A 20,732-nucleotide genomic window follows, 5' to 3' on the forward strand; every position below is an offset into this window, starting at 1 on the left:
ATGGGGGCTCTGACGAAAGCTGAGATGGCCGAACGTCTGTACGAAGAGCTGGGCCTGAATAAACGGGAAGCCAAGGAACTGGTTGAACTGTTTTTTGAAGAAATCAGGCACGCTCTGGAAGATAACGAGCAGGTGAAGTTGTCAGGTTTTGGCAACTTCGACCTTCGAGACAAGCGCCAACGGCCTGGGAGAAATCCCAAGACCGGTGAAGAAATTCCGATTACGGCGCGCCGTGTGGTCACCTTTCGTCCAGGGCAGAAGCTGAAGGCCCGAGTTGAGGCATATGCTGGAACCAAGTCATAACGATGAGCTACCGCCGATCCCCGGCAAACGCTACTTCACCATCGGTGAGGTTAGCGAGCTCTGCGCGGTAAAACCGCACGTTTTGCGTTATTGGGAGCAGGAGTTTCCTCAACTCAACCCCGTCAAGCGACGCGGAAACCGCCGGTATTATCAGCGCCAGGACGTGCTGATGATCCGTCAGATCCGCGGCTTGCTCTACGATCAGGGCTTCACCATTGGTGGTGCCCGACTTCGTCTTACCACCGGGGAACCGAAGGACGATACCCAGCAGTACAAGCAGATGATCCGGCAGATGATTGCCGAGCTGGAAGACGTACTGGTTATGCTCAAAGCGTAATTGAGCAACCAGGATACTTCCAAAATTCAAATGCTTAGGGTATATTTCTCAACGTTTTCGCAGGTTGCAAAACAGATAGACGCCTAGTCGGGGCGTAGCGCAGTCCGGTAGCGCACTAGCATGGGGTGCTAGGGGTCGAGTGTTCGAATCACTCCGTCCCGACCATATTTTGTTAAGGGGATCAGTCACTTACGGTGCTGATCCCCTTTTTGATTTCCGGCCTGCGCAAAACCCGCGCAAAACTTGCGCAAAACTAATTCGAAAACTGGCTGATATCGAGGTCGGGAACTGCCTCTGACCAGACGATTTCGGCGTGGTCTTTCTGGTAGTTTTTCGTCATGTCCTCGCTCGCATGCCCTGCGATCTTTTGCCCGTCCTTTCCGGCTTTCTTGTACAGGTGCAGTGACAGTGCCCGCACTTCATGAAAGCCCGGCATTTCCTCGTCACTCCAATCCGCGTAGCACCCAGCATCCTCTCGCGCTGCCTTGAACGCGCGTGTCAAATATCGCTCTTCGATCTTCGTCCAGTGATCCTTGGTCTGGGCCTGCTTTTGCTTCAGGCGCTCCGGGCGCCGGTGAACGAGATAGGGCGAAGCCACGTTGTCTCGGCACCGACTGATGACAGCCTGCAACTCTGGCGTCACTCGGAATCGAATCCAGGCTGCGTCACTGGCCTTGGCCGTCTTCTGCTGGATGACATATAGAAAGCCTTCCCGCACGTCCTCAAACTTCATGTCCAAAATGTCGGTTCGGCGCTGGGCTGTGATCAGTGCCAGATCGATCGCGTTCCGTAGCCAGGCCTGCGACTTCTCGCGTATTAGTTTCAGGCCCTCGACGGTATGGCGCTTGCGCTGTTTCTTTTCGATTCGGTTGATGGTGCTGGCCGCAGGATTGTCCGGGCACAAGCCTTTAGCAGCGGCATGATTGAATATGTCGATTAGCAGGGCTCGGCACTGATTGGCGGTACGCGGCGTCAATTCGTCGAGCATCACAGCAACCATGCGGATGCTGATCTGATCCACGGCCTTGCCTTCAAACGCTTTCCGGAAACGCCGAAAGTGAACCGCGTACAGCTGAAGTGTTCCTTTCGCCAGTTCCCTCGGCGGCAGCACGGTTGCTTCATAGTGATCAAGGAAGCCAGCAAACGATTCAGAGGTCACGCCCAGTACCGTTTCGACCAGATCGGCCCCCTGCATGAATGCCAGATTCAGTTGCTTAGCCGCGTCGACCGCTTTGACGCGGTCGGTCCCAAACTGAAACCACTTGCCGTCAGTCGGCCTGCGATATCGATAGGTTCCGCGCCGGTCGTCCATGTACAGATTCTGGGGCAGGCCCTTGTTTGATTTGTTGCGCGGCCGGGGGACCATCATGCAGCTCCTTTCAATACCATCGCGATCAGGTCATTGCCTGCTGCTTTGTTGTAGGCGGCCCAGTCGATATACCAGAGCTTTCCGATTTGCTCACCTGGGAGCTGGCCGTTGCGGATGTAATTTCGGATCGCCTGGGGGCACGGCGGCGTGCCGTTCTCGCCCCAGCGCCGACGCTGAAACTCACTGATCTTGATCAGTTCTTTTCTCATTTTCTTGGCTCCGGGCCGCGCTGGCGGCGGAAGGGGTTAGAGGTAAACAAACTGGCTATTGGGGTCGAAGGGTTTTCCTTCTGGGTCGGGGATCAGCTCTGGCACGTGCTGGCGAATGAACTCGTCGAAACAGACCGGGCAGTACGCTCGCCGTTTGGTGGTCAATTGGGCGTGCCCCTTGTAATCGCACTTGGGACACTTGATCGCGCTGGGGAAAACGCAGCCCATCGTGATTCCTGAACCGCTCGGCTGCATTTTTATTGATGCTTTCATGGGTACACCTCGCCCGCCGATCACCAGCAGGCTCTGTAGGGAAGGGGGGTTATGGCTTCCAGTTTTTGCCGACGCGGAAAACCATCATCAGGTTGTGATGAAGCGGAACCTTGAGCACGCTGTCGTAAAATTCGCCCTTCCCGGAGATAAACCCCGTAGGCACCTTTTTTCTCTCGACCCCGAATTCGCGCCAGCACTCTTCGCCGCCGTTCTGATCCCAGTACGCGCGCTCACGCTTACTGATCTCATCGTAGGTTTCACGAACACTGAGTGATCTGGGATATCACAGATCCGGCGCCATGCTGGATGGCGCTTGCACCACTCAGCTGCGTGCTTAGCGGCTTGCTCGGGAGAGTAGAATTCCTTGGCCTGGGTCATGGCGTCACCACCCGCCGAGCCCACTGCGCGTATGGGCCATCGTCCGTGTCGAAGATGCCCAGAAGGAACCAGCCGGGCTCAGCGGGTGCTTCAGGCTCCCAGCCGAGGCAGTTGGCTGCCCCTTCTTCCCAGTACGGGTGCGATTCAAGTTCGGCATCCATGTGCCAGCCGACCACCTGCAGCTGCTGGCCATCAAGCCACGCTTTGTAGGCGGCATGGTCTTCATCGAAATTCGGGATTCCTGGGTGATACCAGTAGCCGTCTTCGTCGCGAGTGACTTCGACGGGGCCAATCAACTTTTCTTCGGGCATGACTTCGTCCTTGCCGCACACGCGGCTGACATTGAATTGATTGAGAGGGGGTGGTTACTGCGGGGTGTTGGGGCGCACCGGGCAAAAGTGAGGCCCTGTCAAACCCTTGGAGAAGCGCTTTATGAGTTCAATTAACGGCCTTTCGGCGGTGATACTCGGTTGTTTCGGCACTGCCTGGGCCGCTGCACGCCAGCAGGTTGGCCTGTTGATCATGCTGCCACCTGATGTTGAGCTGATGTGCGCCACGGGTCGTTCGCTCGAGCGAGCGCTGCCATAGGCGGCGGGCTCACGCTGTTGCCGCACATGTGGACCTGTTGAGTTTTGGTGAACGGCTTGCCGTCTGCACCATGGGTGATGACGTAGTCGGCTGGGAAGCCCTGAGCCTTGTACAGCTCCGACGGCTTGAGCATCCGAAGGCAGATGTCGACGATCACGTAGGGCGTGCCCTTGACCATGACGGTGACCAGCGCCAAGCGATCCTTGGTCGTGATCGTGGGCGCTGGTTCGCCCGCGCCGCTTACGTTCTCGGTCCCGTAATAGCTGATCAGGAACGCGGCGACGCGAAGTGCGCCTTCCTCATGCTCTGGGGAGAGCCTGAGCGATACGACAGAGCTTTTACCGCCACCACCTGCCGTAACGGTAGGCGCTGGCTCATCCAGAGGCTGGCCTACGCTGGCGCCGAACTGCCTTTCCATGAACGCGGTGACCAGTCCGTGGTGCTGGCCGCCGGCGCTGATTGTGTGCAGAGGGTCGCTGACGTCCCGCGCATCACAGTTACCGCGCAGGTGCACCAGGTTTGCGGCTACCAGTTGCTGCTGGCTTCCGGTGTTGGTGACCGTCGTCATGGGTTCGTCGACACCCTTGGCGTGGGTTGTGTTGAAGCCGCCGTTCATTTGAGCCATGAACACCGTGGACACACCCATTGCGTGAGCTGCACCAGCGGGCCGTTGGTAGTTCCCGCCACTGGTAATGGTTGGCAGGGGCTCATCCAGCGCTTTGCCTGCATCGTTGAATCGAAACTTCACCAGATGCGCCGCTGCAAGCGCGTGCTTAACGCCGCCAGCGACAACGGTGCCTAGAGGCTGATCGATTCCCGGCACGCGAGGCTGCTGGCCTTCACGTTCGCCATAACCTGACTGGATCAGGGTAGGGCTGATCAGCGTCAGCTCACCACGGTTGGCGCAGGTGATCGTCGGCAATGGCTCCAACGGGTCGTTGATGCGGTCGCTACCTTGATGGGTTGCTGGCGCGATGACTGGGCTGACGACCGAGAAAGCGCCGCCCTTTGGATATGACGTCACCGTGCGCAGCGGCTCGTTGGCGGGTTGCACCGTCTCGCCTGACCAGTTCGCAATCGGGACGATGAACGGGGCCGGGTTGTCGATGACGAACTTTTTCATGCCCTTGGCGACCCGGCGCAAGGTAGCCGGTGCCAGGTCTTTCTTGCGTCCGAATATGCTTTTGCCGAGGTCTGTAAAGTCGATGCATTCGGCGGCGGTCTTCCAAGGCTTCTGGCCTTTGGCGGGACGCTTGGCGTGCGTAGGCTCCGGCCACACAATCGGCTGCCCATCGCAGCGGGCAATCATGAACAGGCGTTCCCGGCTGGTGGGCGCACCGAAGTCGCACGCTCGGATCACGCGCCATTCGACGGCATAGCCCAGGCGCTCCAGCTCGGCCACGAACACCGCCCACGTTTGGCCGCGCCGGGCAGGGTCTGGCACCAGAAACTGCTGGTCGACCGGCACAACCTCACCCTGTGCAGCAACACCGCCGCCCAGCTTCACTACCCGACCGGTTGACTTGCAACGCTTGGCGACCAGCGGACCCCATTGCAGGATCTGCTTCACGTTCTCCAGGCTGATGACGCGGGGTTTCTTCTTGCCTGCCCACTTCAAGCCGATCCAAGACAGGTTGCGGATCTCGCGTTTGCGCGGCTGACCGCCAGCGGCCTGGCTGTGGTGGGTGCAATCCGGGCTCATGTGGAACCAGCCCACGGCCTTGCCACCGCATTCGGTATCCGGATCGCCGTCGAATACATCGGTCGTGAAGTGCTTCGCGCCCGGGTGATTCACGGTGTGCATGCTGATCGCTGCCGGGCTGTGATTCTTGGCCACACTGACGGTGCGCCCAAGGCCCATTTCCAGCCCGGTACCGGCGCCGCCGCCACCGCAGAAGAAGTCCACAACGATCTCATCGTCTTGCGGATCGAAGCCAAGGCCGTACTGGGTTTTAAAATCGAAGAGGTGTTTCTTCTGGTGAGCGGACATAGTTCATCCTCGCCGGGGTGGCGTGAGTCGTTAAGGTGGTGTATTTATGACGCTTCGCTATGGAGCAGGCCGATGACAGACAAAAAGAAAGTTAATAAACACGGTCTATCAAGAAAAATTTCGGCTGCTGTTAGGCGTGCTGTTCGAATTAATTCAGGATTTGGGTGTGTCATATGCGGCACAGGAATTGTGCAATATGAGCACGTAGATCCCGAATTTAAGGATGCCGAAGAGCACGACGCTGCATTTATTACGCTTTTGTGTCCAGGCTGCCATGGAAGGGTGACGACTGGCATGTACTCGAAAGAAAAAGTTAAGCGGGCTATGAAATCTCCTGCCGCCTTAAAGGAAGGATTTTCCAGAGATTGCTTTGACTTCTGCGGAGATCATCCTTTTATCACGATCGGTGGTGCGACACTCAGGACCTGCCGGATCCCACTTCGTATTTTTGGGACGGATATTCTTCGTATAGATCCGCCAGAAGTAGAGGGTGAGACCTTTTTGTTGAGCGGTACATTCTTTGATACCAATGGAAGACCTACACTCGTAATTGATAAAAACGAGTGGAGGGCTTCAGTAGATAGTTGGGATGTTGTTACTGAGGGGAGGTCTATAGTTATAAGGAATGGGCCTGGCAATATCGTGCTTAAGCTAGTCGCAGAGCCACCTTCTGGACTAATAATTGAGCGGCTTAATATGACATATGGGTGTGTACAAATATCTGCCAGCGCAACCGAACTAGTGATCGGAGGCCCATTGGGCGGAGGAACGTTTGCTAATTGCTTTACGGATGGGCTGCATGTTGGTTTTGAACTGTTTCCTCTTCAGAATACTATTTCTGGAATTCACCCGCAGTTCCATGCTGTTGCCAAAATGGTGCGGAGCCAAGTTCTATATGGAGATAATTGGCTTCCGCGATATATGTCAACACTGGGGTAAGCTGACAATGAGGACAGCCATGCGGTTTACGATGCCGAAGCGTCAGGATTCGAAAGAAAATATCAGCGCAGCCGTGCTACTCGGAGACAGGGCTGCGCGCCATACTGAGGCTGGATTTACTCCAGATGGAATTCGTTCAATTCGGGCTGAATGTGCCAAGTGCCAGCTTGGCCGCTTCACCAACCTGAGCGTCGAGCACTGACTTGAACTCTTGCGCAATCTCTTCGCGCTGCACGTCCTCCCCGACCCAACGCAGCTTCAACACCGGCTGTGCGCCGCTCGTGATGACCGAGATTCGCAGGATGATTTCGCGCTGCTGCAGGCCTTCAAACGGCACGGCTGAGAAGATCAGCGACGTGGGCAGGGTTTCCTTGCTGGTTGCCTCGATTGCATCCATTGCGCTGCGGCTGGCGCGGGTCTCACTGACGGTGTGATCGCTTTCCGACGACGCCTTGACCGTGATCGTGCGCACGGCGGCGATGGCTTTGGCCAACGGGATGTTCTGCAGCTCATCGCCGACCGCCGACAGGGTGCTGTGCCAGTCTTCAATCCAGTCGCTCATATCCTTCTGCGACATGGCCCGGCCACTGATCGCCTGCACGGCCTGATAGGCAGCGGTGGGCTTGAGCTTCAGCACGGCGCGATCATCTGCGTGGCCTGGCACTTCCTCATTGCCCAGGTTGAACAGCACCGAACAGGTCATTTCGTCCTGATTGATGAAGCCTTTTGCGTCGGCGACTGCGCGGTCGGACACGTATTTGGCGAAGTCCGCCAAGGAGTTGGTGGAGAACGTGCCACGGAAGCGGCTGCGGCCTGCGCCGAACTGCTCAAGGTTCACGATCTTCGCGCCTTCGGGTAGCACGATGGTAGGCGTGACGGTGTTCAGCTCTTTGCCGTCTGCGATCAGCGCGGTGTCAGTGATCAGTTGAATTGCTTCTTTTGTGAGGGACATATTTCAAGTCTCGCTTGGTGGGGTGGTGATCAGTCGCGGCGTGGGATTGGCGCATCGTCACGCGTGAACAGCTGGTCGTGCTTTTCGGCGAACAGCGTGATGTTGCCGCCGGAGCCAACGTGCATTGGCGTGTCGAGGCTGGTGTTCTCGCTGCGGGTGCCTCGCTTGGTCGGCACCTTGTAATCGAGCTTGTGTTTGATCTTCACCTGGCTGGACTCGCCGATCTGCGAGAAGTCCAGGGTGATGACCACTTTCCCGGCCTTGCCGTGGTCGACCACACCGGCGGCAACTTCGGAAAGGGCGTGGCCGATCTGGCTGGCGAAAGCCCCGCCATTCAGTTCGTTCAGGAATTCGCTGGTGTCTGTCGGCTTCGACATGGTTGTTTCTCCGGGGGCTTGATTCCACTGGGTGGGATGTTGAGTTGAAGAGGGCGGCGGCGATGGTTGGCGCGGGACTGCATGCGCCTCACTTGCGGTAAATCCTGTTCGCCGGGTAATCGATGTTGAAGTCGGCGATGAGTCGCTCCATCAGCGTGCTGCTGATGCCGATCAGGTTCTTGGCGGCGTAACGCGAAAGCCCCCGGTCTCGCGCTTCCTTGATGCGCAGCACGTTCAACGCATCCGCGACAGGGTCTATGCGCTCGGCCTTCACACACGCAAGGCCTGGGCTTGGATCGAAGCGCTTGTACTCGAACCGGTGCTCGGCGGCGATCTTGCGAAGCATGTGGTGGCTGACCCCGGTGTTACGGCTCACATCGGTGATCGTGGTTGTCTGTGCCATGTGGCGGATCTGCGCGACCACCTCATCGCTGACGTGGCCCCGTGGCAGATTCGGCTCAGGGGGCGGTGGAGCAGCTGCGCGCATCGCTTCCTTGGTCCGGCGGCGAGGCGCTGGCGTTGCTGGCGGCATCATGCGTCCATAGGGCCTTGGCTTGTATGCGAAGCCCTGCAGCGTGGCGATCACGCCGCCGCTCTTCAGGAACTCAGCCACTTCGGCTTCGAGGACGGCGGACCGCTCTTTGTTGCGCTGAATCATGCTCAGCTCTGGACTGATCATCAGCTGGCACCGTACAGGGCGAACAGCGCCAGGCCGGTGGCGATGGCAGCAGTCCAGCGCAGCACGTGGGTGGCGAACGACCGCTGACGTACAGGCTGGGCTTCCAGTTGCTGAGCGACCTTGCAAGCCGCGCTGTGCCCGCGATGCACGCCGCGCACAGTGCCGGTCGAGCGCTCGACGATGCCGAACTCGTTATTGCCGTTCGGTACGACCGTGAAGCGCGGCAGAGCTGCCGGATTCTTGCGGCCGACCTTGTCGTAAAACTCGGCAGTGGAAAGGGTACAGCGCTGGCGCAGGCCTTCAAGGATTGCACGACGCTGGCTGATTGTCTGATGCATGTGAGGCTCCTTGACCGCATTGGTCAGATGACAGGCGCGGGTGAACAAACCCAGCCGTGAGACTGGCCTGGCACCTGCCGATGCGGTCGTTTGATTTAGGGGGGAGGGTGATGCAGGGGGCCGATTTAACGGTTTGAACTCATCCGCATCGGAGATTGATCGGAACACCAGGGCGCTACCCCTGCTTGATTTCCGCCGCGTTTCAGGTATTGGCCGACAGATTCGGCTCAGGACTTTTCCGGGGCTTTGCGATCCTAGCGCTGCAGCCCGCTTGGGCACGCTCCGATCAATCTCCGATGCAGCCTGACGCTATGACAGGGTTCGGGCAGTTTTCGTCAGGCCGACGTGTAGCTGTTGCTCAGTCGGTGCGTTCCAGCTCGCAGCACTGCTCGTAATGAGCCACCGCGATTGGCATGTGGTAACTATCCAGAGGCCACTTACTAACTTTGCAGCCTTGGCCAGCAGGGCAATGAAACACAAACAGCTCGCTCGCCTCTTTGTCCATCTCCATGCTCACCTGCGCGCCGCCTGTGAACTTGTCTTCGATGATGATCATCTTGTCTTGCTCCGGACTGTATTGGTGTTGGTCAGCAGATCGCCGCCACTGGCCGGAGCTTGTCCGAGCCCTTACGGCTGATCTTCTGTTCGTACCCGCCTCGGCGTGACTCGGGGGCTCTGCGCTCGCGCCTCATCGATTCATCGCCCAGCACTGCGTGCAGAACGATCACCGACATGAACAACAGGCAGAGCGGGGAAATGATCTGTCGGCGCATGGCCTCGGCGATCATCGCTGTTTGGCGATTCACGCCGAGCTTGAACATGGCGACCGACAGCCGCTTGACGACCGTGCCCGGCGCGATGCCGAACGTGCGGGCGATTTCCTTGGCTGTGCAGCCCTGGGCGGCTGACAACAAAAACTGCAACTCTCGCGGCGCAAGACCACGGCCGAGGTGGCCTCTCCATGCCCCACATTGCGGATTCCACGACTCATTCCACCAACATCCGGACACTGATTCCATGCTGATCCGGACACTCATTCCACAAGCATCTGGACACCGATTCCACGGCCATCCGGACACTTTCAGGCAGGCAGCAACGCAGGACTATTCACTACTATCGACCTCTTTTTTCGAAGCGAAGAGGTCGTCGTGGAGCGTTTATCCATGCGTAAAATCCGAGAGGTACTACGCCTAAAGTTCGACGCTGGCCTGTCCGTGCGCAAGATCGCCGCCAGCTTATCCATCGGCCATTCGAGTGCAGGGGATTACCTTTGCCGGTTCGCCGCCAGTGGGCTTCAGTGGCCCATCGATATTTCTGACGCGGAGTTGAATCGACGGCTGTTTCCACCGGCAGTGCCAGTGCCGACCGACCAGCGCCCAATGCCTGACTGGGCATGGGTACACGCGGAGTTGCGCCGCCCCGGCGTCACTTTGGCCTTGCTCTGGCAGGAATATCGACTCGCTCACCCGCAAGGCTTCCAATACAGCTGGTTCTGCGAGCACTACCGCCTTTGGACCGCCAAGGTCGACGTGGTCATGCGCCAGGAGCATCGTGCTGGCGAAAAGCTGTTCGTCGATTACGCCGGGCAAACAGCGCCGGTCATCGACCGACAAACCGGCGAGATCCGTCAGGCTCAGATCTTCGTCGCCGTTCTCGGCGCGTCCAGCTACACCTTTGCCGAGGCCACCTGGTCGCAGAAACTGCCCGACTGGCTGGGCTCGCACGTCCGATGCTTTGCTTTTTTCGGCGGCACAACGCAGATCCTGGTGCCCGATAATCTGCGCAGTGGCGTGACTAAAGCGCACCGTTACGAGCCGGATATCAACCCCAGCTACCGCGATCTGGCCGAGCATTACGGCGTCGCCGTCTTGCCTGCTCGCTCGCGCAAGCCCAAGGACAAAGCCAAGGTCGAAGTCGGCGTGCAAGTGGTCGAACGCTGGATCCTGGCGGTGCTGCGCAACCGCCAGTTCTTCTCGCTTGGCGAACTCAACACAGCCATCGCGCTACTGCTGGATCGCCTCAACCACAAGCCCTTCAAAAAGCTGCCCGGCTCACGCCGGTCAGCCTTCGAGGCCATCGACCAACCGGCCCTGGAAGGCCTGCCGGAACACCCGTACGTCTATGCCGAATGGAAAAAGGTACGCGTCCATATCGACTATCACGTTGAGGTCGATGGCCACTTTTACTCGGTGCCGTACCAGCTGGTGAAGCACCAAGTCGAAGTGCGGCTCACGGCCCAGACCGTCGAGTGCTTCCACGCCAACCAGCGCGTGGCCAGCCACCTTCGCTCGCAGCACAAAGGCCGCCACACCACCCAAACCGAGCACATGCCCAAGAGCCACCGCGAGCACGCCGAATGGACACCGCAACGGCTGATCCGCTGGGCAGAGCAGACCGGGCCTAACACCGCCGGCGTCATCACCTACATCCTCGAACGCCGAATCCATCCGCAACACGGCTTCCGCGCCTGCCTGGGCATCCTGCGCCTGAGCAAACAGCACGGCGAAGCGCGGCTGGAAGCCGCGTGCCAGCGTGCGCTGGCACTGGGCGCATGCAGCTACAAAAGCCTCGAGTCGATCCTGCGCCAAGGGCTGGAGCGCCTGCCGCTGGCCCAGCAAAACCTGCCGCTGCTGCCTGACGAGCACATCAACCTGCGTGGCCCGGGCTACTACCACTGACCTGAGAAAGGAGCTTCGAAATGCTACCGAATCCAACGCTCGACAAGCTACAAACCTTGCGCCTGCACGGCATGATCAAGTCGCTGGGCGAACAACACGCAACGCCTGATATCAATGATCTGAGCTTCGACGAACGCTTCGGTCTGATGGTCGATCGCGAGCTGACCGAGCGCGAAGACGCCCGCCTGACCACCCGCCTCAAAGCCGCGCGGCTGCGCCACAACGCCTGCCTGGAAGACATCGACTACCGCAGCCCGCGTGGCCTGGATAAGGCCTTGATCCTGCAACTGGGCAGCGGCCAATGGCTGCGCGATGGCCTGAACCTGATCATCGGCGGGCCGACGGGCGTAGGTAAAACCTGGCTTGCCTGCGCGCTGGCTCACAAAGCCTGCCGCGACGGTTACAGCGTGCGCTATCTGCGTCTGCCGCGCTTGATGGAAGAACTAGGCCTGGCCCACGGCGATGGCCGCTTCGCCAAATTGATGGCCGGCTACGCCAAGACTGACCTGCTGATCCTGGACGACTGGGGCCTGGCACCGTTTACCGCCGCGCAACGGCGCGACATGCTTGAGCTGCTGGACGACCGCTACGGCAACCGCTCGACGCTGGTGACCAGCCAAATGCCAGTGGACAAATGGCATGCGTTGATCGGCGATCCGACCTTGGGCGATGCGATCCTCGACCGGCTGGTGCATAACGCTTATCGAATTGAACTGAAGGGTGAATCGATGCGCAGGCGCGCAACGAAATTGACGGCGGCAGGGGCTTCAGACTAACAATGCAAACCTGCGTCGCTGCGCTCCGACTGCCTGTCCGGATAAGCGTGGAACGAGTGTCCGGATGTTGGTGGGCTGAGTGTCCGGATGACGTGGAATTCGCACCCCACATACGATGGTGGTGTCCATTACGTTTTACTCGGTGGTTGTCATCCCAAAGCACCCGGCAAGCCAGGTGCTTCAGTGATGCTGTCCAACAGGTGATTCCGTTCTCTGTAAAGAGCTTCGTCCAGTCGGTCCCGTTATCCGGGGCTGGGAGATCACTTCGCTGATCCCGTGCTATCTGGCGGCTTCACCAGTCTTGTGTCGCTGCGGTTTGTCGCTGCGGTGGGTGAAATATGAACCATCAGTTCATGATGAGTCAAGTACCAAAAGTACATAATGTTTGCAGGGCGAAAAAAAACCCGCTCAATGGCGGGCTTTAGTCAAAAGGTATGTATTGCTACTGCGCGAATTTTACCTCGGTCGCCAGCGCCTCTTTGGCGGTAACGTAGTCCGCCTTAGCTCGGATGTTTGGCCTGCTGTAGGGACTCATCGTAGAAAGATACGCCGCCCATTTAGCATAAAGATCCTTTGCCAATTCTGACTGCCTTGCACTTACCCCTGCGGCTTTCAGCCTGGCAACTGCGGCATCACCCTCAGATCTAGCGTGCTTGTTGCAATCCAGCAACGATTGCGTGTACTCAGCTATCCCCTGTCGATCACCGTATCGAACGGCATAGCTCCCTGTGACAGCTTCCAGATCGCATTGAAATATAGGGGTGTCAAGCTGTTGGGCAAAGTTAGCGGCCGCCGGCCTTTTCGAGTCGTATTCGAAAGCTATCGGCTTGAAGACGTGAGTTTCGTGCGGGGCAGCTCGGGGCGGCTTTTGCTGCGGAGCAGCGCAACCGGCCATGCAAATTGCGACGGATAGCAAGACAAAGATTTTCGACGATTGCATTTTTCATCCTTCCATAGAGTTGTGCTCGGATTCTACCACGCGTGCCGAAAACCCAACTGGATGAACGCTAAACAAAAGCGCTCGCCGGATGACCCGATCTAGCCTACAAAAAACCTGTAACACGTACCGCTACGCCAATGATTTTGCAGTCGTCTGTGCATTTAATCATTGCGTAACCAGGGTTCAGCGGCTTCAGATAGAGCTGGCCTGCATCGTCTATGAGCTTTTTGAAGGTTGCTTCATTGCTGCTGGGGAGCTTCGCAACCACCAGCTTGCCGGGCCTCGCTTCAACGCCAGGGTCCACCAGTATCAGCATTCCCTCTGGAACGCTCACGCCTGTCGGTGCCGTCATCGAGTCTCCAGCCACTTCAAGCCAGAAGGCGCGGCCTTTGGCCTTGTAGTCAGTCGTCTCGTATCGGTCTGAAAAAGAGCTCTCGACAGCTTCCATCCAGGCGCCAGCAGCAACAGTGCTTACTACCGGATAGCGGTACATGACCGCGGGTTGTTCAACCATCGCTACGTTGGATGGCGCACTGGCGACAGATCGTGAGGTCATTGAGGTGTCGTCAACACCATTCTGGAGCCATGCCAGCGGCACGTTCAGCTCCTCCGATAGCGACCTCATTTTGGCTGGGCCAGGCATTGCCTCTCCGTTCAACCATTTGCTGGCCGCCTTCGGAGTGACGCCTGTCATTTTTGAGAGACGAACGCCCGCTCCCCACGGCTCGATGTGGTTTTCTGCAAGTGCTTTCTTTAGGCGAACCGCGAAGGCCGCTCTCAAATCTTCGATCTGAACCATAGGTTCAATTCTGCACTGGCTTGCATGTACTTTCAGTTCCGACATAATATGTACTGCAAGTTCATATTTTACCCGGAGGCCACATGAGCCCGCTAAAGAAATCGATTGACGACGCCGGCGGCGTTCCGGTGGTGGCCTTGGCGTGCGGGAAGACCCCGCGCGCCGTTTACAAATGGCTCTCCGCCGAGTGCTTGCCGCGCACCGAGTACACAGGTGAAACCCATTACGCCGAGCGAATCTCAGCGCTCGCTGCTGCCCGGGGTAAGCCTTTTGAGGCTTCCTGGCTGCTTGCCGAAGCGCATCCGAACAAGTCAGCGGCGTGACGTGAATTATCCGCTCAGGCGGGAAGGGCAGGTAGTACAGCGGATGGGCTGTTGATTCATCCAGTACCAAATTTCAGGCAAAAAAAAGCCGGTGGCTAGACCGGCTTCTTCACAACATAACGAGGTCAATTATGCCCACCAATTCAGCGACGAGCAATACCTGCGAAGGGTTGTCAGCTTCGTCGTTAACGCGAAATCTGACGCGTCATTTCTCAACCCCCACGCATGGAGGGCTGTGATATGGCCCGCGCACGCAACATCAAACCAGCGTTGTTCAAGAACGAAGTGCTTGGCGTGGCTGATCCCATGCTGACCTTGCTGTTCGAAGGTCTGTGGCTGCTCGCTGATAAAGCTGGCCGCCTTGAGGATCGTCCTCTTCGGATCAAAGGCGAGCTCTTTCCGTACCGTGACGGCCTTGATGTCGATGGCATGCTGGCCTGGCTGGCGGCCGAGGGCTTCATTGTCCGCTATACGGTATCCGGCAAGCGCTACATCCAAGTCGAGAATTTTGACAAACATCAGAACCCGCATCGTAATGAACCGGAGTCAGTTATCCCTTCTGTATCAGAAGGTTGTATCAGTACCGATTTTGGCGGTACTGCTACTGCCATTATCGGTAGCGCTCCGGCTGATTCTCTGATTCTCTGATTCCTGATCCCCTCAACACACCGACGCCTTCGGCATCGTCGCCGACGACTGGCGATCTGTTCCCCAAGTTCTGGAAGCTTTACCCGAACAAGAAGGGGAAGGCGGCAGCCGAGAAGGTTTGGCGGAAACTCAAGGTCAATGACGAGCTGTTCGCCCTGATCGCCCAGGGCCTGGCCACGCAATGCGCTTCGCTGGCCTGGATCAAGGACGGCGGCCGGTTCGTTCCGCACCCAGCCACTTGGCTCAACGGCCAGCGCTGGGAGGATGAGGTGCAGCCTGCAACCAACGTGCATCAATTCCCCAATTCCCGGCACCACGGTTTTGCTGATCGCGATTACACCGCTGGACTGATCGCTCGGGAGGATGGCAGCTATGCGATCTGAAAACGTCGTTTCCATGCCCAGCGCCACGGCCCCGCCGCAACAGACGACCGGGATCTGCGATGACCATGGGCAATTTCCTCAGACCGTAAACGTGATTTTCGGCAGGGTATTCAAAACGGGCTGCCCGGAATGCATGCGTATCGCGAAGGATGAGGACGCGGAGCGTGCAAGGATCAATGAGCGATACGAGCTATCTCTCAAGTTCGGCGCAGCGCTGATTCCGAAGCGTTTTGCAGCCAAGACCCTGAACGGTTACATCGCCGATAACGCGGGCCAGAAAGAGGCCCTACGGGTGTCTCGAAAGTACGTCGACAGGTTTCCGGAAATATCCGAAACGGGTCGCTGCCTGCTGATGCTCGGCAAGCCTGGCACCGGCAAGACGCACTTGGGCACTGCCATTGCCAACGAGCTGATGCGCAAGACTGACGCCACGGCCGTCTACCGAACGCTCGGCACGATCCTGCATGACATCAGGTCGACCTACCGGCAAGGCAGCGAACGTACCGAAGGGCAGATCATTGCGGCTCTCGTAATGCCGTCTTTGCTGGTTCTCGATGAAATCGGCGTCAGCAAAGAGGCTCCGAGTGATTTCGAGCTGACCACGCTGTTCGCGATCATCAATGGCCGTTACGAGCAGATGCGCCCGACCGTGATTATTTCAAACCTCGACGGACAGGCACTGCCAGTGGCGATGGGCGAGCGCTGCGTTGATCGACTGCGCGAGGGCGGAGTGATCGTGCTGCCCTTCGAGTGGGAATCCCAGCGCGGCAAGGAGGGTTTCTGACATGGGCATGCAACTTGATTTTGAACAAGAAAATCTGATGTTCGAGAGGGCTGCTGCCGCCATGAGTATGCGGCTAGACAAGCTCCCCGGCGGGTTTTATGCCGATCAAGGGACCCAGCACGCTTGGGCTCTCTGGATTCATCGCGCTGCGTTGACCATTGAAATTCTCGCCATGCACCTCGGGGGCTCGCAATGACCGGCAGACGCCTGGCCCTACCAGAAATCGAAACTTACCGGTATGCGGTGTTCTGCTGCTCGTTCAAGTATGACCTGAGCTCGACGCCTGACCATGCATTGGCCTTGTTCGTTGATTTGGCGATGGCCAAGCGTTACGGAGCATGGATGTGGCCAAGCACTTTCGAGGTCGTCGACGTGGTTACGGGGCAGCCGCTATGAGCACCGATCTGATGTTGCCTTGGCCACCAAAGGTTCTGAGTCCCAACGCCCGGACGCACTGGGCTACCAAAAGCCGTGCCGCAAAGGCGTACCGGAACACCTGCTATCTGCTTTGCCGTCAGGCTGGACTACCCGTACCCCAAGGTCGTGCCTTGCTTGCGCTTGAGTTCATACCGCCGGATCGGCGCCGGCGTGACGATGACAACTGCATCGCTGCGTTCAAGTCCGGACGCGATGGCGTCGCCCAGGCCCTGGGCATCGACGACAGCAGGTTCGTTACCCAGCTGCAGATCAGTGCCGAAACCATCAAAGGTGGCGCTGTACGCGTTCGAATTTCTGACTACGTTGAGGTTCCAGCATGAACAATCAATTCAAGCCGGGCGACCTGGCGCTGATCGTCGGGGCATTCAGCATGGTCGAGAACATTGGTAAGCAATGTGAGCTGATCCAGCTGGTCCAGCTCGATGAAATTTACACCGCGCCTAATGGGCTTAAGTATCAGCATGCGGACGTTCCCGTTTGGATTGTTCGTGGTGAAGGCCTTTGCCGCTGGTTCGAAGATGGCACGGTTGAGCAAAGTGACTGGGGCTTATGCGCGCCCGTTCACCTAATGCCTCTACGCGACGACTTCGTCCCAGAGCAGCAAAAAGCCAATGAGGCGCAGCCAGCATGACAGCCGCCGTGCGCATCACCGACGCGGAAATCAAGCGCCAGGCCGCTGGCACCGAGCGTGACCTGCGCGACGTGGAGAACCGTGGCCTGTACCTGCGCTTCACGCGGGATCGCGCACGGGCGTCGTGGTACTTGGTCAGCAAGGGCAAATGGAACCTCGTCGGCAGCTTTCCCGATCTGTCAGCCAAGCAGGTCGTTGCGGCACTGCCTGCCATCCGCTTGCGCCTCGATGCCGGTGCCGGTTCGAACCTGTCGAAGTGGGTCACGACCGGCGAGCTGCTGGACTGGTACGCAGACCGCATGGCACGCGACCGCAGCCTGTCCGAGAAACGGAAGAAGACCGGCGCTTCGCTGATCAAATGCCACCTCAAGCCGCGTCTGGGCGACCTGCCGCTGACCGGTATCGACAAGGCCAGCCTGGACGATCAGTTCATGTGGCCAGCGCAGGAAACCATCGGCATTGACTACGTGCGGTCGGCGTTCCAGCTGCTCGCCCTGGCGTTTAGACAAGCTTTCAAACTCCGGTTGATCGCGGCCAACCCGATGAAGGACATCAAGTTCAGCGACTTCTCGAAAGCCAAGGTCGGCATCAAGCCTTCCCGGCTGCGCGGCACCCAGCTGCAGGACCTTATCGCGCACCTGCTGACCGTGCTCGAGGACGAACCGGCGGACGGCCTGCTGGCGCTGATGATGCTCTGTCACGGCACCCGCATCGGCGAGACGCGGCAGGCGCGCTGGTCGCACATCAGCTTGGCAGAGCGTGAATGGTTCATCCCGGCCGAGAACACCAAGACCGGTGTCGAGCATCACCTGCCACTGACAGACCAGGTGCGCAACCTGCTGATCAGCTATCGGGACATTCAGTTGGCCGGCGGGTACAGAGGTCAGTTCCTTTTTCCGTCCCGCAGCGGCAACGCGCTCAGCGAGGGCCAGGCGAGCGCCGTGTTCACCCGGTTGGGGCAGGGCGAGTGGACCAGCCATGACCTGCGCAAGGTCGCGCGCACCGGCTGGGCAGACATCGGCATCGACCACCTGATTGGCGAACTGCTGATCAACCACGCGATGGGCCACAACGTGGAGGTGTACATCCAGTCGGACGTGATGAGCCGCAAGCGCGATGCCCTTGAGAAGTGGCACGCGCATCTAGATTCAAAGGGCCTGAACCGCATTCAGACATTGACCGGCTTTAGATCGGGAGATTCTGGTAACGGGCTACAGGCCACGGAACATAAGGGCTGTGACCCTATTCAAGAATCAACCATAGGCGAGGTTTAAAAATGACCACTTCAGATAGAAAGCTGATGATGTGCCGGTCGCCGAATCTCGGATTTGCCGGGTGTCTTCAGGCTTTGGAATCCTATGGTGCTGCGCGTTTTTGGAAGAAAGACCGCCCGGTTAGCAACACGCCGCGTCCTTGGCTGCGCCGCAAAAAGGGACGGTCCATTAAATGAAGAAGACTCACGGCCCAGCGTTCCGCGCCGACCAACTCGACCTGGCCCAGTGCGCGGCCTGCCGAGGTCGCGCTGTGATCAAGGGTGTTTTCCACGAAATGGCCTGCGTGCAGTGCAACGCCTCTGGCTGGGTCGCCGCCGAGACAGGTCAACCTCTGCCGCTGGAAGTGTTGGTGACCCAATTGAGCATGCGCTTGCAGGCCGCCGACCGACAGATCGAACAATTGAAGCGCCCGGCCCAGATGACTGGACCTGCCGCCATTTATAACCAGAACAACCGCCGCGGTGCCGGTGGAGCGAATTACACAGGGGATTGACCATGAAAAAACGTACATATGTCGACAAGCCTTTGGGCGATACCGAGTACCTGCTGGAAAACTGGGGCTCTTGGCGTATATCTGGCATGGGCGTGCCGCAATATGTCTCCCCGCTGGCGGCGCTGATGAACCAGTGCTGCCCAGAGCCGACTGCGATGACTTATGTCATCACCGACGAAACGGCAATGCTTGTGGATGCGGCTATCGCAAGGCTGATCGCGCGCAACCAGCAAATGGGCGATTTCATCTGGTGGTACTTCGGCTTCAAGTGGACGATGGTCCGGATCGCTGAGTCTCACAAGATGTCGGAACGGTCCGCGCGCGAAATAATCCGCCAAGGGGTGGCATGGGTTGACGGTGCTTTGGGAGATTTTTGCGCAGCTGCGTAGAAAGTTCTTTCAGGCCTGATAAACACCTGTTTTCATTGCACGGTGTTCAGCTGTACCAGCGCGGCACCACTCATGATCTAGTCCGGCCAAACGCTGGGCTTTTTGTTGGATGTGGTGCCCACGTGTGGCATTGTGATTGCTCAAATCGCGGAGCAAGACGATGACGAAATTTTCAGAAATCGCCAACGCATATCGAAAGTCCTTGGAAGATGATGACCAGGATCTTAAAAGCTTACGTGGTACCGCTTTGACATTGCGCAAAGAGTTTGCGAAATACCTTGGTTTGTCCGAAACCAATTCCAATCTAATCGATGTACAGAATCAGCCCGCTGTTGCGATTGGTGTGCTCGATGAGCAAGGCAGATTTAAAAGTGTTACACGCACGGCTTTTCCTCGAGTATCCAGTTCACAAATCCAATTTGTCATCCGTCTAAACTTCGACCCAGACTCTATTGGTCTTGAGCAGGGCATCCTCTTGTTTCAGCTCCATATGGAGCGATCAGAAGCTGGTGTTACAGTTTTTCTCGACGATGAAACATCTTTCGATGTCGGTATTTATGATATGCATCCTTTGTTTGATGAAATGTTCAATCGAGCGATCGCTAAGGCTCGTAGTGCAACGAGGTAATGGCCTTTTGGTGAGTATATTCAAGGCATAACTTTCATCGTTAGCCCCAGCGATTGCTGGGGCTTTTTGTTTTGTAGATCCCGAAAGGGTTGAGACCGGATGCGCACCATGCCTGACAAACCAGATACATGGGCCAGGATCGTGGCGGCCATTTCAAACCCACTGTGGCAGGGCATGATTATGGCCATCGTCGTCTCTCTACTTCGCATCCTCTATGACGCCAAAGAAACCAGCAAACGCCGGATCTTCTTTGAAGCGTTGATCTGCGGTGCCCTCAGCTTGGTTGCTTCAAGCTTGATCGAGTGGATGGCATGGCCGCCCAGTCTGTCTGTTGCCGCTGGTGGAACCATCGGCTTTCTCGGCGTTACGGCCATACGCGAGTTGGTGACCCGATTCATTGGCCGCAAGGTGGATTCCGTATGAATGCTATTGCCGCTGCAATCATCATCGGTCTAGTAGGCCTGCTGCTGGTGGGTATCCAGCAGTACCGCGTCCTCGCGCTGGAAGGGCAGGTGACTCTGCAAATGAAGACTGCCAAGGATGCCACCGACGCCAACACCGAAAGCCAGAAGACAATTACCACGCTCCAGGCCGAGGCCAAGCGCAATGCCAACTACACGGCCGATCTGCAGCAGCGCCTCAAGGCCAGCGAAGACAAGGCCCGCCAAGCGACGAAAGACTTTGAAGACCTCAAGCGTAAGAGCCCGGCTGTTCGTAAGTGGGCTGATCAGCCTTTGCCTGACGGCCTACGCGGCAAGGGCGCTGGCAGTGGCGATGCCGTCTTGGCGCCTGACCTAATTTAACTTGATTAGGTCG

30 protein-coding genes, 1 tRNA gene and 1 pseudogene are annotated in these 20,732 nt (G+C 57.9%); 19 read left to right on the forward strand and 13 right to left on the reverse strand.

What is annotated here, in order from left to right:
- From ihfA to AC4ANE_RS12015, 3 genes are all read left to right on the forward strand, one after another.
- Positions 1-303 carry an integration host factor subunit alpha gene (ihfA, locus tag AC4ANE_RS12005; protein WP_002553164.1) on the forward strand — a complete coding sequence of 101 codons (303 nt, stop codon included), beginning with the start codon at positions 1-3 and terminating at the stop codon, positions 301-303.
- Complete coding sequence (locus AC4ANE_RS12010; RefSeq protein WP_002553165.1) at positions 284-640, forward strand: MerR family transcriptional regulator; 357 nt, start codon at positions 284-286, stop codon at positions 638-640. The genes ihfA and AC4ANE_RS12010 overlap by 20 nt, the downstream gene beginning before the upstream one ends.
- Before the next feature lie 88 nt (positions 641-728).
- Positions 729-805: transfer RNA gene (locus AC4ANE_RS12015), tRNA-Pro, on the forward strand.
- Between the two features lie 88 nt (positions 806-893).
- Here the strand turns inward: AC4ANE_RS12015 and AC4ANE_RS12020 are convergent.
- The 5 genes from AC4ANE_RS12020 to AC4ANE_RS12040 form a co-directional block, all read right to left on the reverse strand.
- Positions 894-2,006: a tyrosine-type recombinase/integrase gene (locus AC4ANE_RS12020; RefSeq protein ID WP_031595208.1), complete on the reverse strand. Its 1,113-nt coding sequence runs from the start codon at positions 2,004-2,006 to the stop codon at positions 894-896.
- Positions 2,006-2,218: a hypothetical protein gene (locus AC4ANE_RS12025; RefSeq protein WP_005753573.1), complete on the reverse strand. Its 213-nt coding sequence runs from the start codon at positions 2,216-2,218 to the stop codon at positions 2,006-2,008. Before AC4ANE_RS12025 ends, AC4ANE_RS12020 begins: the two co-directional genes overlap by 1 nt.
- A gap of 36 nt (positions 2,219-2,254) precedes the next feature.
- On the reverse strand, positions 2,255-2,446 hold the full coding sequence (locus AC4ANE_RS12030) for a hypothetical protein (protein ID WP_031595204.1): 192 nt from the start codon (positions 2,444-2,446) through the stop codon (positions 2,255-2,257).
- A gap of 419 nt (positions 2,447-2,865) precedes the next feature.
- Entirely contained in the window at positions 2,866-3,180 is a 315-nt protein-coding gene (locus AC4ANE_RS12035; protein ID WP_002553167.1) for a hypothetical protein, read from the reverse strand.
- A 209-nt stretch (positions 3,181-3,389) separates the two neighbouring features.
- Positions 3,390-5,447 (reverse strand): DNA cytosine methyltransferase, encoded by a 2,058-nt coding sequence (locus AC4ANE_RS12040; RefSeq protein ID WP_002553168.1) that lies wholly within the window; start codon positions 5,445-5,447, stop codon positions 3,390-3,392.
- 72 nt (positions 5,448-5,519) lie between these two features.
- Between AC4ANE_RS12040 and AC4ANE_RS12045 the strand changes: the two genes are divergently transcribed.
- Positions 5,520-6,386, forward strand: coding sequence for a hypothetical protein (locus tag AC4ANE_RS12045; RefSeq protein ID WP_002553169.1), 867 nt, complete (start codon positions 5,520-5,522; stop codon positions 6,384-6,386).
- 136 nt (positions 6,387-6,522) lie between these two features.
- On the opposite strand, the gene AC4ANE_RS12050 is transcribed toward AC4ANE_RS12045, so the two are convergent.
- The 6 genes from AC4ANE_RS12050 to AC4ANE_RS12075 form a co-directional block, all read right to left on the reverse strand.
- Positions 6,523-7,338, reverse strand: a complete 816-nt coding sequence (locus tag AC4ANE_RS12050; protein WP_031595200.1) for a YfdQ family protein — start codon at positions 7,336-7,338, stop codon at positions 6,523-6,525.
- A 29-nt stretch (positions 7,339-7,367) separates the two neighbouring features.
- Positions 7,368-7,715 (reverse strand): YfdP family phage-associated protein, encoded by a 348-nt coding sequence (locus AC4ANE_RS12055; protein ID WP_002553171.1) that lies wholly within the window; start codon positions 7,713-7,715, stop codon positions 7,368-7,370.
- A gap of 88 nt (positions 7,716-7,803) precedes the next feature.
- Positions 7,804-8,394: a hypothetical protein gene (locus AC4ANE_RS12060; protein ID WP_031595198.1), complete on the reverse strand. Its 591-nt coding sequence runs from the start codon at positions 8,392-8,394 to the stop codon at positions 7,804-7,806.
- A complete protein-coding gene (locus tag AC4ANE_RS12065; RefSeq protein WP_031595196.1) occupies positions 8,394-8,732 on the reverse strand; it encodes a hypothetical protein in 339 nt (112 codons plus the stop codon). Before AC4ANE_RS12065 ends, AC4ANE_RS12060 begins: the two co-directional genes overlap by 1 nt.
- Positions 8,733-9,090: 358 nt before the next feature.
- Positions 9,091-9,288 carry a hypothetical protein gene (locus AC4ANE_RS12070; RefSeq protein WP_031595194.1) on the reverse strand — a complete coding sequence of 66 codons (198 nt, stop codon included), beginning with the start codon at positions 9,286-9,288 and terminating at the stop codon, positions 9,091-9,093.
- A 31-nt stretch (positions 9,289-9,319) separates the two neighbouring features.
- Positions 9,320-9,751: a response regulator transcription factor gene (locus tag AC4ANE_RS12075; protein WP_460408946.1), complete on the reverse strand. Its 432-nt coding sequence runs from the start codon at positions 9,749-9,751 to the stop codon at positions 9,320-9,322.
- A 144-nt stretch (positions 9,752-9,895) separates the two neighbouring features.
- On the opposite strand from AC4ANE_RS12075, the gene istA reads away from it, so the two are divergent.
- Both istA and istB read left to right on the forward strand, forming a co-directional pair.
- Positions 9,896-11,410, forward strand: coding sequence for an IS21 family transposase (istA, locus tag AC4ANE_RS12080; protein ID WP_054082386.1), 1,515 nt, complete (start codon positions 9,896-9,898; stop codon positions 11,408-11,410).
- A gap of 20 nt (positions 11,411-11,430) precedes the next feature.
- Positions 11,431-12,186, forward strand: coding sequence for an IS21-like element ISPsy14 family helper ATPase IstB (gene istB, locus AC4ANE_RS12085; RefSeq protein WP_002552598.1), 756 nt, complete (start codon positions 11,431-11,433; stop codon positions 12,184-12,186).
- 442 nt (positions 12,187-12,628) lie between these two features.
- Here the strand turns inward: istB and AC4ANE_RS12090 are convergent, their stop codons facing one another.
- Complete coding sequence (locus AC4ANE_RS12090) at positions 12,629-13,126, reverse strand: hypothetical protein (protein ID WP_031598185.1); 498 nt, start codon at positions 13,124-13,126, stop codon at positions 12,629-12,631.
- Positions 13,127-13,229: 103 nt separating this feature from the next.
- Positions 13,230-13,925, reverse strand: a complete 696-nt coding sequence (locus AC4ANE_RS12095) for a S24 family peptidase (protein WP_031598186.1) — start codon at positions 13,923-13,925, stop codon at positions 13,230-13,232.
- Positions 13,926-14,008: 83 nt separating this feature from the next.
- Between AC4ANE_RS12095 and AC4ANE_RS12100 the strand changes: the two genes are divergently transcribed.
- From AC4ANE_RS12100 to AC4ANE_RS12160, 13 genes and pseudogenes are all read left to right on the forward strand, one after another.
- A complete protein-coding gene (locus tag AC4ANE_RS12100) occupies positions 14,009-14,248 on the forward strand; it encodes a helix-turn-helix domain-containing protein (RefSeq protein ID WP_020304837.1) in 240 nt (79 codons plus the stop codon).
- Positions 14,249-14,488: 240 nt separating this feature from the next.
- Positions 14,489-15,279, forward strand: a pseudogene (locus AC4ANE_RS12105) (LvrA C-terminal domain-related protein).
- Positions 15,269-16,063, forward strand: a complete 795-nt coding sequence (locus AC4ANE_RS12110) for an ATP-binding protein (protein WP_031598188.1) — start codon at positions 15,269-15,271, stop codon at positions 16,061-16,063. Before AC4ANE_RS12105 ends, AC4ANE_RS12110 begins: the two are co-directional and overlap by 11 nt.
- 1 nt (position 16,064) lies before the next feature.
- Positions 16,065-16,259, forward strand: a complete 195-nt coding sequence (locus AC4ANE_RS12115) for a hypothetical protein (RefSeq protein WP_031598189.1) — start codon at positions 16,065-16,067, stop codon at positions 16,257-16,259.
- Positions 16,256-16,459 (forward strand): hypothetical protein, encoded by a 204-nt coding sequence (locus AC4ANE_RS12120; protein ID WP_002553176.1) that lies wholly within the window; start codon positions 16,256-16,258, stop codon positions 16,457-16,459. The genes AC4ANE_RS12115 and AC4ANE_RS12120 overlap by 4 nt, the downstream gene beginning before the upstream one ends.
- Positions 16,456-16,821, forward strand: a complete 366-nt coding sequence (locus AC4ANE_RS12125; protein ID WP_025168077.1) for a hypothetical protein — start codon at positions 16,456-16,458, stop codon at positions 16,819-16,821. Before AC4ANE_RS12120 ends, AC4ANE_RS12125 begins: the two co-directional genes overlap by 4 nt.
- Entirely contained in the window at positions 16,818-17,132 is a 315-nt protein-coding gene (locus AC4ANE_RS12130) for a hypothetical protein (protein ID WP_002553178.1), read from the forward strand. The genes AC4ANE_RS12125 and AC4ANE_RS12130 overlap by 4 nt, the downstream gene beginning before the upstream one ends.
- Complete coding sequence (locus AC4ANE_RS12135; protein WP_002553179.1) at positions 17,129-18,406, forward strand: tyrosine-type recombinase/integrase; 1,278 nt, start codon at positions 17,129-17,131, stop codon at positions 18,404-18,406. Before AC4ANE_RS12130 ends, AC4ANE_RS12135 begins: the two co-directional genes overlap by 4 nt.
- A gap of 172 nt (positions 18,407-18,578) precedes the next feature.
- Entirely contained in the window at positions 18,579-18,899 is a 321-nt protein-coding gene (locus AC4ANE_RS12140; protein WP_002553180.1) for a hypothetical protein, read from the forward strand.
- Between the two features lie 2 nt (positions 18,900-18,901).
- Entirely contained in the window at positions 18,902-19,288 is a 387-nt protein-coding gene (locus AC4ANE_RS12145; protein WP_031598197.1) for an antiterminator Q family protein, read from the forward strand.
- Positions 19,289-19,448: 160 nt separating this feature from the next.
- Positions 19,449-19,916: a hypothetical protein gene (locus AC4ANE_RS12150; protein WP_031598199.1), complete on the forward strand. Its 468-nt coding sequence runs from the start codon at positions 19,449-19,451 to the stop codon at positions 19,914-19,916.
- Positions 19,917-20,015: 99 nt separating this feature from the next.
- The gene (locus AC4ANE_RS12155; protein WP_031598201.1) at positions 20,016-20,339 is read left to right on the forward strand and encodes a phage holin, lambda family; all 324 of its coding nucleotides are present in this window, start codon (positions 20,016-20,018) and stop codon (positions 20,337-20,339) included.
- The gene (locus tag AC4ANE_RS12160; RefSeq protein ID WP_031598203.1) at positions 20,336-20,719 is read left to right on the forward strand and encodes a hypothetical protein; all 384 of its coding nucleotides are present in this window, start codon (positions 20,336-20,338) and stop codon (positions 20,717-20,719) included. Before AC4ANE_RS12155 ends, AC4ANE_RS12160 begins: the two co-directional genes overlap by 4 nt.
- The last annotated feature ends 13 nt before the right edge of the window (positions 20,720-20,732 follow it).

The organism is Pseudomonas sp. Pme6b (genome assembly GCF_058129925.1).

Excerpts from the sequence above, each read along its gene's own strand:
- AC4ANE_RS12075 (WP_460408946.1), bottom strand. The coding sequence starts at position 9,751 with ATGGAATCAGTGTCCGGATGTTGGTGGAATGAGTCGTGGAATCCGCAA.
- AC4ANE_RS12115 (WP_031598189.1), top strand. The coding sequence starts at position 16,065 with ATGGGCATGCAACTTGATTTTGAACAAGAAAATCTGATGTTCGAGAGG.
- AC4ANE_RS12050 (WP_031595200.1), bottom strand. The coding sequence starts at position 7,338 with ATGTCCCTCACAAAAGAAGCAATTCAACTGATCACTGACACCGCGCTG.
- AC4ANE_RS12135 (WP_002553179.1), top strand. The coding sequence starts at position 17,129 with ATGACAGCCGCCGTGCGCATCACCGACGCGGAAATCAAGCGCCAGGCC.
- AC4ANE_RS12025 (WP_005753573.1), bottom strand. The coding sequence starts at position 2,218 with ATGAGAAAAGAACTGATCAAGATCAGTGAGTTTCAGCGTCGGCGCTGG.
- AC4ANE_RS12030 (WP_031595204.1), bottom strand. The coding sequence starts at position 2,446 with ATGGGCTGCGTTTTCCCCAGCGCGATCAAGTGTCCCAAGTGCGATTAC.
- AC4ANE_RS12100 (WP_020304837.1), top strand. The coding sequence starts at position 14,009 with ATGAGCCCGCTAAAGAAATCGATTGACGACGCCGGCGGCGTTCCGGTG.
- AC4ANE_RS12140 (WP_002553180.1), top strand. The coding sequence starts at position 18,579 with ATGAAGAAGACTCACGGCCCAGCGTTCCGCGCCGACCAACTCGACCTG.
- AC4ANE_RS12060 (WP_031595198.1), bottom strand. The coding sequence starts at position 8,394 with ATGATCAGTCCAGAGCTGAGCATGATTCAGCGCAACAAAGAGCGGTCC.
- AC4ANE_RS12145 (WP_031598197.1), top strand. The coding sequence starts at position 18,902 with ATGAAAAAACGTACATATGTCGACAAGCCTTTGGGCGATACCGAGTAC.
- AC4ANE_RS12155 (WP_031598201.1), top strand. The coding sequence starts at position 20,016 with ATGCGCACCATGCCTGACAAACCAGATACATGGGCCAGGATCGTGGCG.
- AC4ANE_RS12055 (WP_002553171.1), bottom strand. The coding sequence starts at position 7,715 with ATGTCGAAGCCGACAGACACCAGCGAATTCCTGAACGAACTGAATGGC.
- istA (WP_054082386.1), top strand. The coding sequence starts at position 9,896 with ATGCGTAAAATCCGAGAGGTACTACGCCTAAAGTTCGACGCTGGCCTG.
- AC4ANE_RS12035 (WP_002553167.1), bottom strand. The coding sequence starts at position 3,180 with ATGCCCGAAGAAAAGTTGATTGGCCCCGTCGAAGTCACTCGCGACGAA.
- AC4ANE_RS12150 (WP_031598199.1), top strand. The coding sequence starts at position 19,449 with ATGACGAAATTTTCAGAAATCGCCAACGCATATCGAAAGTCCTTGGAA.
- AC4ANE_RS12125 (WP_025168077.1), top strand. The coding sequence starts at position 16,456 with ATGAGCACCGATCTGATGTTGCCTTGGCCACCAAAGGTTCTGAGTCCC.
- AC4ANE_RS12160 (WP_031598203.1), top strand. The coding sequence starts at position 20,336 with ATGAATGCTATTGCCGCTGCAATCATCATCGGTCTAGTAGGCCTGCTG.
- AC4ANE_RS12095 (WP_031598186.1), bottom strand. The coding sequence starts at position 13,925 with ATGGTTCAGATCGAAGATTTGAGAGCGGCCTTCGCGGTTCGCCTAAAG.
- AC4ANE_RS12130 (WP_002553178.1), top strand. The coding sequence starts at position 16,818 with ATGAACAATCAATTCAAGCCGGGCGACCTGGCGCTGATCGTCGGGGCA.
- AC4ANE_RS12045 (WP_002553169.1), top strand. The coding sequence starts at position 5,520 with ATGACAGACAAAAAGAAAGTTAATAAACACGGTCTATCAAGAAAAATT.
- AC4ANE_RS12070 (WP_031595194.1), bottom strand. The coding sequence starts at position 9,288 with ATGATCATCATCGAAGACAAGTTCACAGGCGGCGCGCAGGTGAGCATG.
- AC4ANE_RS12040 (WP_002553168.1), bottom strand. The coding sequence starts at position 5,447 with ATGTCCGCTCACCAGAAGAAACACCTCTTCGATTTTAAAACCCAGTAC.
- AC4ANE_RS12110 (WP_031598188.1), top strand. The coding sequence starts at position 15,269 with ATGCGATCTGAAAACGTCGTTTCCATGCCCAGCGCCACGGCCCCGCCG.
- ihfA (WP_002553164.1), top strand. The coding sequence starts at position 1 with ATGGGGGCTCTGACGAAAGCTGAGATGGCCGAACGTCTGTACGAAGAG.
- AC4ANE_RS12090 (WP_031598185.1), bottom strand. The coding sequence starts at position 13,126 with ATGCAATCGTCGAAAATCTTTGTCTTGCTATCCGTCGCAATTTGCATG.
- AC4ANE_RS12065 (WP_031595196.1), bottom strand. The coding sequence starts at position 8,732 with ATGCATCAGACAATCAGCCAGCGTCGTGCAATCCTTGAAGGCCTGCGC.
- AC4ANE_RS12120 (WP_002553176.1), top strand. The coding sequence starts at position 16,256 with ATGACCGGCAGACGCCTGGCCCTACCAGAAATCGAAACTTACCGGTAT.
- AC4ANE_RS12010 (WP_002553165.1), top strand. The coding sequence starts at position 284 with ATGCTGGAACCAAGTCATAACGATGAGCTACCGCCGATCCCCGGCAAA.
- AC4ANE_RS12020 (WP_031595208.1), bottom strand. The coding sequence starts at position 2,006 with ATGGTCCCCCGGCCGCGCAACAAATCAAACAAGGGCCTGCCCCAGAAT.
- istB (WP_002552598.1), top strand. The coding sequence starts at position 11,431 with ATGCTACCGAATCCAACGCTCGACAAGCTACAAACCTTGCGCCTGCAC.